Origin of the sequence: Flavobacterium sp. ov086 (genome assembly GCF_900187965.1) — a bacterium.
Classification (GTDB): domain Bacteria; phylum Bacteroidota; class Bacteroidia; order Flavobacteriales; family Flavobacteriaceae; genus Flavobacterium.
Map to the genome: position 1 here is coordinate 61,692 of NZ_FZNL01000022.1, position 15,011 is coordinate 76,702.

14 protein-coding genes are annotated in these 15,011 nt (G+C 33.2%); 12 read left to right on the top strand and 2 right to left on the bottom strand.

The annotated features are described in order from the left end of the window. Positions 1 to 4: 4 nt before the first annotated feature. The gene (locus tag CHB81_RS20740) at positions 5 to 367 is read left to right on the top strand and encodes a hypothetical protein (RefSeq protein WP_089353748.1); all 363 of its coding nucleotides are present in this window, start codon (positions 5 to 7) and stop codon (positions 365 to 367) included. 38 nt (positions 368 to 405) lie between these two features. Here CHB81_RS20740 and CHB81_RS20745 read toward each other — a convergent pair whose 3' ends face one another. Both CHB81_RS20745 and CHB81_RS20750 read right to left on the bottom strand, forming a co-directional pair. Continuing rightward, on the bottom strand, positions 406 to 1,536 hold the full coding sequence (locus tag CHB81_RS20745) for a DinB family protein (RefSeq protein ID WP_089353749.1): 1,131 nt from the start codon (positions 1,534 to 1,536) through the stop codon (positions 406 to 408). 161 nt (positions 1,537 to 1,697) lie between these two features. Further along, positions 1,698 to 1,925: a CDGSH iron-sulfur domain-containing protein gene (locus CHB81_RS20750; protein WP_089353750.1), complete on the bottom strand. Its 228-nt coding sequence runs from the start codon at positions 1,923 to 1,925 to the stop codon at positions 1,698 to 1,700. Positions 1,926 to 2,519: 594 nt separating this feature from the next. Between CHB81_RS20750 and metG the strand changes: the two genes are divergently transcribed. The 11 genes from metG (at position 2,520) to CHB81_RS20800 (ending at position 14,969) form a co-directional block, all read left to right on the top strand. Then, positions 2,520 to 4,577 (top strand): methionine--tRNA ligase, encoded by a 2,058-nt coding sequence (metG, locus tag CHB81_RS20755; protein WP_089353751.1) that lies wholly within the window; start codon positions 2,520 to 2,522, stop codon positions 4,575 to 4,577. Positions 4,578 to 4,827: 250 nt separating this feature from the next. After that, a complete protein-coding gene (locus CHB81_RS20760) occupies positions 4,828 to 5,106 on the top strand; it encodes a hypothetical protein (RefSeq protein WP_369597385.1) in 279 nt (92 codons plus the stop codon). A 212-nt stretch (positions 5,107 to 5,318) separates the two neighbouring features. After that, the gene (locus CHB81_RS20765) at positions 5,319 to 5,885 is read left to right on the top strand and encodes an NfeD family protein (protein WP_176427560.1); all 567 of its coding nucleotides are present in this window, start codon (positions 5,319 to 5,321) and stop codon (positions 5,883 to 5,885) included. Between the two features lies 1 nt (position 5,886). After that, complete coding sequence (locus CHB81_RS20770; RefSeq protein WP_089353753.1) at positions 5,887 to 7,413, top strand: flotillin family protein; 1,527 nt, start codon at positions 5,887 to 5,889, stop codon at positions 7,411 to 7,413. 40 nt (positions 7,414 to 7,453) lie between these two features. Then, positions 7,454 to 7,630: a hypothetical protein gene (locus CHB81_RS26955; protein ID WP_176427562.1), complete on the top strand. Its 177-nt coding sequence runs from the start codon at positions 7,454 to 7,456 to the stop codon at positions 7,628 to 7,630. A 346-nt stretch (positions 7,631 to 7,976) separates the two neighbouring features. Beyond that, positions 7,977 to 9,434 carry a hypothetical protein gene (locus CHB81_RS20775; RefSeq protein ID WP_089353754.1) on the top strand — a complete coding sequence of 486 codons (1,458 nt, stop codon included), beginning with the start codon at positions 7,977 to 7,979 and terminating at the stop codon, positions 9,432 to 9,434. Between the two features lie 109 nt (positions 9,435 to 9,543). Next, positions 9,544 to 10,431 (top strand): DMT family transporter, encoded by an 888-nt coding sequence (locus tag CHB81_RS20780; RefSeq protein ID WP_089353755.1) that lies wholly within the window; start codon positions 9,544 to 9,546, stop codon positions 10,429 to 10,431. Between the two features lie 307 nt (positions 10,432 to 10,738). After that, positions 10,739 to 11,446: an HAD family hydrolase gene (locus CHB81_RS20785; protein WP_089353756.1), complete on the top strand. Its 708-nt coding sequence runs from the start codon at positions 10,739 to 10,741 to the stop codon at positions 11,444 to 11,446. Further along, entirely contained in the window at positions 11,446 to 12,075 is a 630-nt protein-coding gene (locus CHB81_RS20790; protein WP_089353757.1) for a chloramphenicol acetyltransferase, read from the top strand. Before CHB81_RS20785 ends, CHB81_RS20790 begins: the two co-directional genes overlap by 1 nt. Positions 12,076 to 12,177: 102 nt before the next feature. Then, complete coding sequence (locus CHB81_RS20795) at positions 12,178 to 13,314, top strand: OmpA family protein (RefSeq protein WP_089353758.1); 1,137 nt, start codon at positions 12,178 to 12,180, stop codon at positions 13,312 to 13,314. Between the two features lie 206 nt (positions 13,315 to 13,520). Continuing rightward, the gene (locus CHB81_RS20800; RefSeq protein WP_132022515.1) at positions 13,521 to 14,969 is read left to right on the top strand and encodes a hypothetical protein; all 1,449 of its coding nucleotides are present in this window, start codon (positions 13,521 to 13,523) and stop codon (positions 14,967 to 14,969) included. The last annotated feature ends 42 nt before the right edge of the window (positions 14,970 to 15,011 follow it).

The window sequence follows — 15,011 nt, forward strand, 5'->3', positions numbered from 1 at the left end:
ATTAATGCCAGATTTTAAAAATAAAACTTGGATTCTAAGTGATTTCATCAAATTTGTTCAGGCAAAAAAAGATCGTTCATTAAACTATAATCCCAATTATACCTATGATATATATGCCCCAAATAACGATGATCAACTTTCGCCTGAAACAATTATTTACGTTGGAAATACGGTTGAAGTTGATGACAATGACAAAGAAATTTATCCCGATATTGTCATAAAAATGGATTATTGGTTCGAATATTCCTGCGATAACTTTCAGGATGTTATTGATTTGGCTACTTCACAAAATGCTAATGTAAATACCTATAAACTAACTGAATGCTTAAACTATTATAGTAAACACGATACTTTTTTAGATCTATAAATAAAAAAACTGCATTAAATAATGCAGTTTTTCTTTTTCTATTTCTTAATCTCTTTTGGAAATGTTTGCTTTTGCTCTGGCGGAATTCTTTTCTTTAAAAACAAAATTTGTCCCAAATGACTTGATTGATGCTCCATAACGTGAAACCAACAATATTGATTTGTCCAGTCATATCTTGTCTGAACTTCAGCAAACCATGCATCGTCTCTTTTCTTTAATTCTGAAATGGTTTTTGCCCTCACTTCATTATAGATATCTAAATAATACTGTATATCGTGACCTTTAAATTCATCTCGCCCGCCTTGATCTAAGTCCAGAGCTTTTTGCCATATCTTCTTTTCTTCTTCGTTAAAACCTCTGTTCTCGAAAGTAAAAACCTGATAATACTTTTCGGCAGCAGCCAAATGCATTACAAGAGCTCCAATTCGGTTGGCTTGATCATCATGTAGATAATCAATTTCGTATTGACTCATATTTTTAACCGTTCTCTCTACACGACCTTTAAGATCTTCGAGCATCGAAATCATGTCACCAATTTTAGGCGAAGCTCCTTCGACATTTCCAATCTTCGCTTCTTGTCTTGGCTTGATACCGGTTCCTTCTAATAGTAAACTGTTTTTACCATCAACACTGGATTTGTCCAAAGAAATTTTATATTCTTTAACTTTAACAACATTGTCTTTCGATATTCCAAAACCCCATTTCGGAATGTTTCCGTCTTTTATTGGAGTTTCAAAACTTGAATTTAAAACCGCTAAAGGCTCAAAAACACCTTTGTCATTTTCGATAAGTAATTCAAATTTATCAAAATAGAATTTGCCGTTATACAAACATAATCCTCCAAAACTTAGTGATTTGCTATTTGCATCAATCGTTCCTTCGACAGTATATGATTGCCATTCTTTTGATTTTACTGGTCTGTCGCTCATATTGTCAAAAAAACCGTCTTCATCGTTTTTAGTATCCACGCGTGCCCAGACTCCTGCCCACGATTTCGGTTCTGTAGTTTCTACTTTTATGGAAGCGATTACTCTGAATTTTTTCTTTACGGAAGTTTGAATATCAATTGTCTGATTGAAGGAAGTCCAATCGCTCGAAACAACTTTTTGTGTCTGCGCCTGTGCCAAAGCAAAACTCAGAAACAATAATAACTTTGCTATCTTTTTCATTTTTATATGTTTTAACTTTCTTTTGTAAAGATATACTGTTTATTTAAGACTATAAATAATTATTCATTCGAAAATTCTTTCAAATCATAAATATTGTCCATAAAAAAAGCTGCATCGTTTGATGCAGCTTTTTTTATATTCAAACCAGAAAATTAAACTTTTTAGTTCGTTTTCATCGGTGGTAAATCGAATGCGATTGATTCGTGCTCAAAGTTGTTACGGTGTCCACCATCGCAAAATGGTTTGTTTGCAGATAATCCGCAACGGCAAAGTCCTAATGCAGATCTTCCTTGAAGTCCGTAAACTGCTCCTTCAGAATCCATGATTTCGAAATCACCTTCGATTTTTATAGATCCGTTTTTATTGATGATTAATTTTGTCTTGCTCATAACTTGTTTTTGTTTTTTTCGAGAGCAAAGATTGCAAAATAAATTTTTAAGATTTTAATTGAAGTGCTAGTTTAAACTGGTTCTATTTTATGGGGTTTTACCGCAGAGGTTTTCGCGGAGATTTTATGGGTTGGGTTGAAATAATCGTGCAAAGGCGCTAAGACGCAAAGTTTCTTGCTTTTGTCAGGCTGAGCGAAGTCGAAGTCCCGCAAAGTGATTCAGCAAACGGAGCTTCGACTTCGCTCAGCCTGACAAACGAAATCATTCTTATGAAAACTGTTTTTTTAGCCCCGATAGAAGTGGAAATCCTTTTGTGCCGGGATTCGGCACAAAAGATTGGAACGGATAGCGGGATTAGCTCCTAAAAAAACTACTAAGAAATATCAAATCAGTTTCGCGCAAAGACACAGAGCCGCAAAGTTTTTCCTTGTTTAAAAGTGCAATTAAGCGCCAACTTTAAATTAGACTTTGCGCCTTTGCGTCTTTGCGAGATTAAAAAACTTTTGTGAATCTTTGCGAAAAGCTTCGTGAATCTCTGCGAAACTTAGAATTCTCAATTCTATTGCTTATTTTTGCACTCAATAAAATTGAGTTATGATACAAAATCCAAAGAGATATACTATTACGGCAGCATTGCCTTACACCAACGGACCTATACATATTGGGCATTTGGCGGGGGTTTACGTGCCTGCAGATATTTATTCGAGATATTTACGTTTGCAAGGAAAAGACGTTGCGTTTATTTGCGGAAGTGATGAACATGGCGTTGCAATTTCGATGAAAGCCAAAAAAGAAGGAATTACACCACAAGAAGTTATTGATAAATATGACGGAATTATTAGAAAATCATTCGCTGATTTCGGAATTTCGTTTGATAATTATTCTCGTACTTCGGCTAAAATTCATCATGATACGGCTCAGGAATTTTTTAGAAAACTGTATGATAATGGTGATTTTATTGAAGAAACAACAGAGCAATTATACGATGCAAAAGCAGATCAGTTTCTTGCAGACCGTTTTGTTGTGGGAACTTGCCCAAAATGTGGCAACGACGGAGCTTACGGAGATCAGTGCGAAAATTGCGGATCGACTCTAAACGCAACAGATTTGATTAACCCGAAATCAACAATTACCGGAGAAACTCCGATTTTGAAATCTACAAAACACTGGTTTTTACCTTTGGACAGATATACTGAATTCTTAACAGAATGGATTTTGGTTGGACATAAAAACGACTGGAAACCTAATGTTTACGGACAAGTAAAATCGTGGGTTGATGGCGGACTTGAACCTCGTGCGGTAACGCGTGACCTTGATTGGGGAATTGATGTTCCGGTTGAAGGTGCAGAAGGAAAAAAACTATACGTTTGGTTTGATGCGCCTATCGGATATATTTCGTCTACGAAAGAATGGGCAGCGCGCGAAGGAAAAGACTGGGAACCATACTGGAAAGATGAAGATACGAAACTGGTTCACTTTATTGGGAAAGACAATATTGTTTTTCACTGTATCATTTTCCCTGCGATGCTTAAAGCCGAAGGAAGCTATATTTTGCCGGACAACGTTCCTGCAAATGAGTTTTTGAATTTGGAAGGAAATAAACTTTCGACTTCTAAAAACTGGGCAGTTTGGTTGCACGAATATTTAGAAGAATTTCCGGAGAAACAAGACGTTTTGCGTTATGCTTTGACTGCAAATGCTCCTGAAACACAAGACAATGATTTCACTTGGAAAAGTTTCCAATCTAGAAATAACAATGAATTAGTAGCAATTTTTGGAAACTTCATTAATCGTGTTGCCGTTTTAGTCAACAAAAATTACGACGGACATATCCCAACTCCAAATGAATTTACAGAACGTGATGAAGCGACTTTGACAGAATTAAAAGCTTATCCAGCCGTGATTTCAAGTTCGGTTGAACGTTACAGATTCCGTGAAGCTTTGGGCGAATTGATGAATGTTGCTCGTTTAGGAAATAAATATCTTGCAGAAGAAGAGCCTTGGAAAGTTATAAAAGAGAATCCGGAGCGTGTAAAAACTCAATTATATGTAGCTTCACAAATTGCTGCTGCTTTGAGCATTTTAGCCGAACCATTTTTGCCTTTTACTGCGGCTAAATTATCAAGAATATTAAAAAACGAAGGCAAATTGAAATGGAACGACGTTTCTGAGAATTCAGATTTAATTCCATCAGGACACCAAATTGGTCAGAATGAATTACTTTTTGCAAAAATCGAAGACGAAGAAATACAAAAACAAATAGATAAATTGGAAGCTACAAAAACTGCAAATCTTGCCGAAAATAAACAACCAGAACCTCAAAAAGAATTGATTCAATATGAGGATTTTGCTAAAATGGATTTACGCGTAGGAACAATCATTGAAGCAGAGAAAATGCCAAAAGCAAACAAACTTTTGGTACTTAAAATTGATACAGGAATCGACGTTCGTACGATAGTTTCGGGAATTGCCGAAAGCTTTTCGCCAGAAGAAATTATTGGTAAACGTGTTACGGTTTTAGCAAACTTAGCGCCAAGAGCTTTACGCGGAGTTGAAAGCCAAGGAATGATTTTAATGACAACAAACGCCGAAGGAAAATTAGTATTTGTAAATCCAGATACTGACGCTCCAAATGGTGAAACGATAAACTAGCTTTTTTTGTAAAAGGTTAGATGGGAAATGTTAAAACATGGGAAATTTCTCATGTTTTTTCTTTTTAGTCGAGTTTATAGTCGTAAGTTTGTTTTGCAAAACATTCATACCTCTAGGAGAAATCCTAAAACTTATTACGTAAACATAGCGGAAACCACGCCATGGTGAAGGGAATGGAAACTACCTAAAATCATTTGTAATGAATGTTTTGCACACCTAAAGCGTGGTTTTCGTGTACCTAATATTTTCTATGATGCAAAAAGAAAATGAAAAAACATCAGAACCTGATGTAATGTGTGCAATGGCAAAATTTCTTTCAGACCTTTGGTTTGAAGATGATTTTAGAGATCAACCGGAACATTTGTCCGAAATTTTCGAGACAATTTTACTAACCGAAATGGGCGATGACCAAGATCTCCGAATCAAAATGGTAAGTTCGATTAGAACAAGTAAAATGTTGGCAAATGCGCTTGGTCCTTTTTCGGATATGGAAATTAACAATGCCTGCAAGAAAATTATGAATGCATAATACCACTCAAAAACAAATTTAATCCTATTTTTTATTATCAAGTATAATTTGAATGTGCCGTTAGGCAATAGCATTTAAACATTTTACAAAAGCGTGAAACGATTAATATTAATTGATTCATGCTTTTTTCAATTCATAAATTATACTGAAAATATTTACAAAAATTAGCTTCCATCGATTAAAAGTAAGACATTCGCTTCAAAATATAAATTATGGAGCTATTAAACAACTTACCTTACTTACTTACATCTTTTTGGTATATAGCCATTCCAACAACTTTAATTTTTATTATTCAAGCCATTATAACCTTCACAGGCTTAGACTTAATAGATAATATAGAATCGGATTTTGACGCTGACTTGAATAGCGGAAGCAGCGATTTTCAACTTTTTTCCTTAAGAAACTTAATAAATTTTCTTTTAGGATTTAGCTGGACTGGAATTTCCTTCTACAAAACTATTAATAACCAACCATTACTTATCATTTTGTCTTTAATAATGGGAGTGCTATTTGTTCTTCTTTTTTTCTTCATTATCAAACAGGTTCAAAAATTAGCCGAAGATAATTCCTTTAAAATCACGAATACACTACACAAAACAGCCGAAGTTTATTTAACGATTCCAGAAAACAAAAAAGGGAAAGGCAAAATTATGATTAGCGTAAATGGCGCATTTCATGAATTAGAAGCTATGACAGAAAACAATCAAATTACATCCGGATCAGTAGTAAAAGTGATCAAAATAGAAAACAACAATATTTTAATAGTAGAAACAATTTAATATGATAAATATGAATCCAATAATTTTGATTGCCGTTGCTGCAATCGTTTTATTTGTAACAATTTCGGCACTAATATCAAGATACAAGCGTTGCCCCTCTGATAAAATTTTAGTGATTTACGGAAGAACTGGCGGTACATCTGCAAAATGTGTTCACGGTGGAGGAGCTTTTATTTGGCCAGTAATTCAAGATTATGCGTTTTTAGATTTAAAACCACTTTCTATCGAGGCGAACTTAACAAATGCTTTAAGCCGACAAAATATCCGAGTAGATGTTCCTTGTAGATTTACAATTGCTATTTCTACAGAATCTGATAGTATGAATACTGCAGCTGAAAGACTTTTAGGATTATCATCTGAACAAATTCAAGAACTTGCAAAAGACATTTTATTTGGTCAACTACGTTTGGTAATTGCAACAATGACGATTGAAGAAATCAATTCAGACCGAGATAAATTTCTAGATAATATTTCAAAAAACGTCGACAGTGAATTAAAGAAAATTGGTTTAAAATTAATAAACGTAAACGTTACAGACATTAAAGATGAATCTGGTTATATTGAGGCATTAGGAAAAGAAGCCGCCGCAAAAGCTATTAACGAAGCAAAAATTAGTGTTGCGCAACAAGAAAAAATCGGAGAAACTGGTAAAGCTCTTGCCGACAGAGAAAAAGACACTCAAATAGCTGAAACACATAGAGACAGGGATGTGAAAATTGCAATTACACAAAAAGACAAAGAAATTAGTATTGCAACAGCAGTAAAAGACGAAACGATTGGAAAAGCAGAAGCGGCAAGAGATACACGAGTAAAAACATCTGAAGCAAATGCTATCGCAATACAAGGAGAGAATGAGTCAAAGATTGCAATTGCAAATTCAGAGGCACTACGTAGAGAAAAAGAAGCTGAATCAATGCGTATTGCAATAACAGCAGAGAAAGTTCAACAAGCAAGAGCATTGGAAGAATCATATGTTGCAGAACAAAAAGCTGAATTGGCACGTTCTGAAAGAGAGCGTTCTACACAAATTGCAAACATTGTAGTTCCTGCTGAAATAGCAAAACAAAGAGCAATTATTGAGGCGCAAGCCGCTGCAGAAACAATAAGAGAAAACGCTAAAGGTGAAGCAGATGCTATTTTTGCTAAAATGGAAGCTGAAGCCAAAGGTCTTTTCGAAATATTAACTAAACAAGCTGAAGGTTATAAAGAGGTTGTTGCCGCTGCCGGCGGAGATCCGACCAAAGCTTTCCAATTATTGCTTTTAGAGAAACTTCCTGAATTGGTTAGAACTCAGGTCGAAGCTGTTAAAAATATTAAAATCGATAAAATTACAGTTTGGGATTCTGGAAATGGTCAAGGAGAAAATGGAAATTCGTCAACTGCGAACTTTGTTTCAGGAATGATGAAAACAGTACCGCCATTGAACGATTTATTTAATATGGCTGGACTTAATCTACCAACTTACCTAAAAGGTGAAGATACTCCAAAGGTTCTCCCAGTAATTGAAGCACCACAAAAAGAAGAATAACAATTTATCTTTTATTATAAATTCTTAAATTGCGTGAACTTTGATTCACGCAATTTTGCTTTATAAAGTTTTTAAACATACCGAAATGGGCGATGACCAAGATCTCCGAATCAAAATGGTAAGTTTGATTAGAACCCGTAAAATGTTGGCAAATGCACTTGGTCCTTTTTCGGATACGGAAATCAACAATGCCTGCAAGAAAATCATGAATGCATAATACCACTCAAAAACAAGTTTAATCCTAAATTTTATAATCAAGCACAATTAGAAATGTGCTGTTAGGCACTAAAGGTTGGTACAAAAAAAGAATTGCAATAGATTTAGCGTGCCGTAGGTACGCATGAAAATCGTTTTGATGCGTACCTACGGCACGCCACGGAATTTTTTAACCTAATCTTTTCTACCAATCATTTGTGCCTAATGGCACATTTTGATTCTTGATTTGCATTTTTAAATTAAAATTCTACATATTTCTTTCCTGATAAAATAGGGGTTTTATTTTATGTTTCTTTTTTTGCAAAAGAAAAAATAAGATCTTCGCCAAAAATTTAAGTACTTTATCAATGTTAAAAAAATTACTTTTCACCTCTCTGTTTTTAACCTATTTAACGTCTTTTTCTCAAGAAGTAGTTCACTCTACTCCTGTTGTATTAAAAAACAATCGTGATGTTTTTCAAACCGTTGACAATGACAAAAAACAAGTTACTTTATTTATTAGCGACAAAATAAAAGTTAAGGCTTTTCTATTAAACGATTTATTGCAAATTACAGACAGTATTTCTACAGAAAGACCAGATCGTAAAAAATTTACAGAAATTATTGGTTACAATACCAATAATTCTAATGTTAGATTATTTTGGTCGTCAAGAGATCGAAATCTGATTTTTACACAATTGTACGATTTTAAAACCCGAAAAATAACGACTGAACAAACCACTTTGTTTGCTAATAATGAAGAAGTATTAGAAAGTTTTAGTTCAAAAAACAGATTTTACAGTTTAAGTCTTGTAAAACAAAGTAACATCCTTAAGCTTCATGTTTTTGATCAGGATGGAGATCACGAAACAAAAATTATTAATTTTAGCAATTATCGATTTTACAAACGTGATAATAGCAAAACAGATCTTTATGGTGTTTTTGAGGAACCTCTATTACCTTATGAAAATTCATTTTCACTTCAAAATATTACCACCGAAAATCCAACATCTATAACAGACGGAGCCAAAAAAAGAAAGTGTTATTTTAATGAAAATCAATTAATAATAACATTGGATTCAAATATCGATTTTACTCAAATCTATACAATTGATCTCAAAACTTATACTGTAACAGAAAAAGTGATTCAAAAACCTCTTATTATGGGTGGTGTTCTACGTACCAGTTTGAATTCTAATTCTTTTCTTATTGATAATAAACTTTATCAGATAAAAACCTCTCCGGATCAATTTTATTTCACAATAAAAGACCTTGACGGGAATGTTTTAAAAGAATTCAATGTTACAACAGAAACTCCTATTGATTTTAAAAACTCAGAAATTAGTGTCGTGGGCAGTGATTTTGGAGGAACACGAGTTTTAGAAACCAGTTCGCAATTCATTCGAAAAATAAACAAATTAAGTCCTGGGATTTCTTGCTACCATATTGGAGAAAATACATTAATTACTCTGGGAAGCGCGTCTGAGACTAAACAAGCAATTACTCCTATGTATTTGGGCGGCGGACTAATTGGTGTAGGCCTTAGCGCAGCAGCCGGTGGGATAATGGGGTATTATAATTCGACTTTGAGTAATTTTAACTCTTATTCTAATAGAAAAGTAGTAAAAATAGATTGCCTGTTTGACAAAGATAATAATCATGTAAAATCTGAATTGCAGCCTTTAGCATTTGACAAAATCAGAACATTTTTTGACGCTTATAAAGATGTTTCTTCTCAAACTTTATTTAAAATGGAGAACTACTATTATTTAGGGTATTATGATAATAGAATAAATGAATATGTCATTAGACGATTTGCTGATTAAAAACAAAAATCCAGATTTAAAATTCGGGATTCTTTTTCTACCAACATTTAGTACCTAAGAATAGATTTTCTTTTTTTTTGCTAAAGAAAAATAAGATCTTTGTTATCCTATGAAAATTACCAAACCAAGACTAGCCTTAATCTGTGGAATACTTTGTATTTCGATCTTCCCAATATTGATAAAACTGAAATTGGCGCCAGGATTAATTTCGGCTTTTTACCGAATGACTTTTGCGATGATTTTACTTGTGCCTTATGTGCTGATTACAAAAAGCTTCAAATTACCAAAGACAAAATTCTTGCTTTTAGCAATGCTTTGCGGGATTTTATTCTCTTCGGATGTTGCTGTTTGGAATATCGCTATTCAGGATTCAAGCGCGACTCAGGCTTCGTTGTTGACGAATTTATCGCCGCTTTGGGTTGGAATTGGTTCTTTCTTCTTTTTGAAGATAAAACCCGCTACAAATTTCTGGATTGGAACTGCAGTTTCATTATTCGGAATGATCACTTTGGTTGGTTTTAGCTTTTTTATGGATTTGAATTTTGATCAGGCTTTCTTGTTTGCCGTTTTATCCGGAATCTTATATTCGATTTATCTTTTAGTGAGTAAAAAAGTACTTTCAGATGTTGATGTTTTATCCTTTATGACGATTAGCTTATTGGCTTCAAGCATTTATTTGGGAATACTTTGCTATTGCTTAGATCAGCCTTTTACCGGATTTTCTGATACTGGTTGGTTTGTGTTAGTACTTCAAGCAGTTATTTGTCAATTGTGTGCCTGGCTTTCGATTAGTTATGCAACGCAACATATGCGTGCAACACGCGTTTCGCTAAGTTTATTGAGTCAGGCTGTAATTACATCTATTTTAGCTTGGTTGTTTTTGGAAGAACAAATAACTTTACAAATGGTTTTCGGCGGAATCATTTTACTTCTTGGAATTAGAATTACGTTTTACGACAAAACTATTTCATTAAAAAGACTGTTTTCTAAGAATTAAGGATTGAGAAATGGCACTCGGATAATACGGATTTAAACAGATTTATCTTTTAGTCTCTCGCAGATTAAACAGATAATTTTTAAAATCTCTGGCAAAAAAAAGTGATCATTCGTGAATTCGTGGCAAAAAAGTTTCACGCAGATTGAAAAAGATTTAAGCAGATATTTTAATAATCTTTAAAATCATTTAATCTGTGTCAAAAAAATTCGTGAATTCGTGACGGAAAAAACCTGAAACAAAGAAAACCTGAAACCTGAAACAAATCTGCGTCCAGCAGAAAACCTGAAACTAAAAAAACAACATCTTTATGTTACATAAAAGCAAAATACCCAATTTAAAAGTAATCGCATTTGATGCCGATGATACTTTGTTTGTAAACGAACCATACTTTCAGGAAACTGAACACAAATTTTGTGCTTTGATGGAAGACTATCTTTCTCATCAGGGAATTTCGCAGGAATTATTCAAGATCGAAATTGAGAATTTACCTTTGTACGGTTACGGAATCAAAGGATATATTCTTTCGATGATTGAAGCTGCGATGAATATTTCGAACAATACAATTCCGATTGAGGTAATTGAAAAAATCATTCAATATGGAAAAGAATTACTCGAGAAACCTATTGAACTTCTGGACGGAATCGAAGAAACGCTACAATCTTTACACGGAAAATACAAATTGGTTGTTGCCACAAAAGGCGACTTAAAAGACCAGCATAGCAAATTGCATCGTTCTGGTTTAGGGCATTATTTTCACCATATCGAAGTAATGTCAGACAAACAAGAAATTGATTATCAAAAACTATTAGGGCGTTTAGATATTCAGCCTCATGAATTTTTAATGATAGGAAATTCATTGAAATCTGATGTATTACCCGTTTTAGAAATTGGAGGTTATGCCGTTCATATTCCGTTTCACACCACTTGGGAACACGAAAAAATCAGTCATAAGGTAGAACATGAACATTTTAGTTCATTCGAAAAAATTACAGAAATAGTTCATAACTTACTATAATGAAAACACTTTTAGATTTAGAAAACTGGAATAGAAAAGAGCATTTTGCGCATTTCTGTAAAATGGAAGAACCTTTTTTTGGCGCTACTGTTGAGATTGATTGCACAAAAGCGTACCAAACTGCCAAAGACCTTAAAGCTTCTTTTTTCATTTATTATTTGCATAAAACCCTCGTTGCTGTAAACTCAATCGAAAATTTCAGATACCGAATTGATGAAGGCAAAATTTATATTAATGACCGAATTGATGCTTCGGCAACAATTGGACGTGAAGATGGTACTTTTGGTTTTTCTTTAATCGAATACAATTCAAATTTTAGAACATTTGAGCAAAATGCCTTAAAAGAAACAGAACGAATTCAAACCACAGCCGGAATTTTTACAAGATCGTTTGATAATGATAATGTTATACATTTCTCGGCAATTCCGTGGTTAAACTTCACTTCGCTTTCTCACGCCAGAAGTTATACTTTTCCGGATAGCTGTCCTAAAATCTCATTTGGCAAAATGATGACTTCAGAAACAGGAAAAAGAACAATTGCTATGTCAGCTCATGTTCATCATGGTTTAATGGACGGATTACATTTGGGACAGTTTGTTGATATGCTTCAGGAATTAATGAACGAGTAACAAAAAACTCTTACCTTATTCTGTTATACTTATAACTTATTGAGGAGGTTATTTCTTACAATTAATTGTTTGTTTGGGGAAAATTTAAAATCTCAAATGACTATGAAAAAAATTGTAACAATGCTAGCATTTTCGGTAGGTCTAGCGAATCTGCATGCACAAAGTGCCACAGAAAAAACTACAGAAAATAACTACAACAAGTGGTCTATTGAATTAGATGGTGGAGTTAATAAAGCTCAGAAACCATTTACGTCTGGTTATTTCACTTCTACTCCAAGCCCTTATGTTGCCAACTTGGGAGCAAGATATATGTTTAATAACAAATTTGGTTTAAAAGCTGATTTAGGATACAACAGTTTTACAGGAAAAAACAATTCAATAGATTTTGATTCAAAATACTATAGAGTAGATTTACAAGCGGTTGCAAATCTGGGCCGAATCATGAACTTTGAAACCTGGACAAATACACTTGGACTTTTAGGACATGCTGGTTTTGGAGTGGGTCAAATAGAACACAAAGACTTAGATGTAAAAGACTGGGTTGGTAATTTTATTGCCGGTGTTACGGGTCAAATCAGACTATCGAATAGAGTTGCCTTAACTGGTGATTTCTCTACAATAGTTAATGCTTCTCAAGATTATACTTTTGATGGTGCATATCTTCCGGACAACAGAGGCTTTTCAGCACTTATGTTTACTGGAACGGTTGGATTAAATGTTTACTTAGGTAAAAACACAAAACATGCTGACTGGGTAGTTGTCTCACAAGATGTTGATCTTTCTCCACTTGAAAGCAAAATTGCTGACCTTGAAGCTTTAATAAGCAAAATTCCGGAAAAACAAGTTATTATCGAAAAACCTATTACTAATACAATAGTAAATGATAAGGATCTAATAAAAGAAATGATCAATGCTAAATATTATAGCGTTTATTTTGATTTTAATAAAGCTACTCCAATAGAAAACTCTACTGCAGCTATTGATGTTGTTTTAAATTATTTAAGAAAAAATCCATCTGCATCGCTTGATCTTATTGGATATGCTGATCAGGTTGGCAGTTCAGAGTATAATACTAAATTATCAAATACCAGAGCTAACAACATTAAAACTATTTTTGAAAAAGCAGGTATTGCATCTTCAAGATTAACTGTTATCGCTGACGGAGCTGATACTTCTATTCAAAAAGATTCAGAAGAAGCCAGAAGACTAGCACGAAGAGTTACTTTTAGAATAAAATAACTAATCGATTAAAGCTAAAAACTAAGCCCTGAAGGAAATCTTTTAGGGCTTTTTTTATGTGTTAAAATTTAGTTTAAATCGTAAATCTCTATTAAATACAATTATTAGCCAAGCTTCAAATGAATAACTAATAATTTATACACACATAAATCAGTAATCATAAAACAAAAAATGATACATTTGATATGATTTATTGGTGAAAACGCATGAAAAATACCTTCCTATTCTTCCTTCTATTATACAAATCAATAGTATTAAGCCAGACAATATTGAATTCTTATCCTGTAAACATGAGAAATTCAGGAGGATATGGTCAGATTTTAAATATTGAAAATGCAAAAACGCACGATATATTTGCTTTCATTGCAGACGACAAAAATCTTAGCGTATTGCAATATAATAAAGCATTGTTCTTAACAAATGAACTAAAGACTTCCCGAAGCAATATAGAAGATAAATTAATAATTGGATATAGCTTTGACGAAGATCAAAATCCAACTCTATATTGGTCTACAGAAGATTTTAAAAGTATTGTCCTGATTAAGTACGATATGATCAACAAGACTATTAAACCTTTAAAGTTTAGTTTCCCATATTCAAAACAATATTTCATAGCTACATTTCAAAAAAATAACATTTTCTACATCCTTTCTAAAGACAGTGCAGAACAAACATTAACACTGTACAGGTTTAAAAATGATACTGTCGAAGAAAAACCGCTCGACTTTTCTACTTTTACTTTTCAAAATAAAAACACACAATTTCTAACTTTCAATCAATTTATTAGAGATTATCCTATTGAAAAAATTGAAGTAGGAGATTATAATCCACTTTCCAGAAGCATTAAAAAAAGCAAAGTATATATGCTTGATAACACGCTCATATTGACATTTGACCAAAATCCTGCAAAAACGCAAATATTCGAAGTCAATCTGGAAACTTATGAAATAAAGGAAAAGAATTTTCCTCAACCAGTTTCTGAAAAGCCAAAAAAACTGAGTAATTCATTTTTCCTCGATAATAAAGTTTATCAAATTAATACTAATCAGGAAGAACTTATAATTGACATAAAAAATTATAATACCGGCGAAACTATTAAAAATGTCAAGATTTCGAAAAATGACACTATTAAATTCAAAAACTCGCCATTGTTACTTCAAGTTGAAGATCAAAAACCAAAAGATATAAAAAAGACAAGTACGTTTTTAAAATATTTATCGGCATTGGATATTGGTATTTCTGCTTTTAAAAACAACCAAAACACCTATATAACACTCGGAGGGGTACCAAAAGACGAAAGACCTTATTATAGTTTTTATGATGATTTACAACCTTTTCAACTAAACTTTTCACAATATGGTCAAAACCAAACTGTGTTTTTTGAAAGTATTCTAGATCCAAATTCCGAATTTGTACAACAAAGACAAGAACCTTTTGCCAGTGATAATATTTTTTATTTTCTAGACAGAAACAAAAAAATAACCTTGCAAAACACCTTAACTCTGGATAATTATTCTATTCTGAGTTATTATGATCCTGCGACAAAACAATTTGTTATGCGCAAATTCACTGATGGATTTATTCCTGACGAAACAACAAACCCATTAATTGATAAAGCTGTTTTTTCAAAGTCCTTTAAATTTGACAGACCTTAATTTTATTGAGAATTAATACAAATGACCCATGTTTTGAAGGTT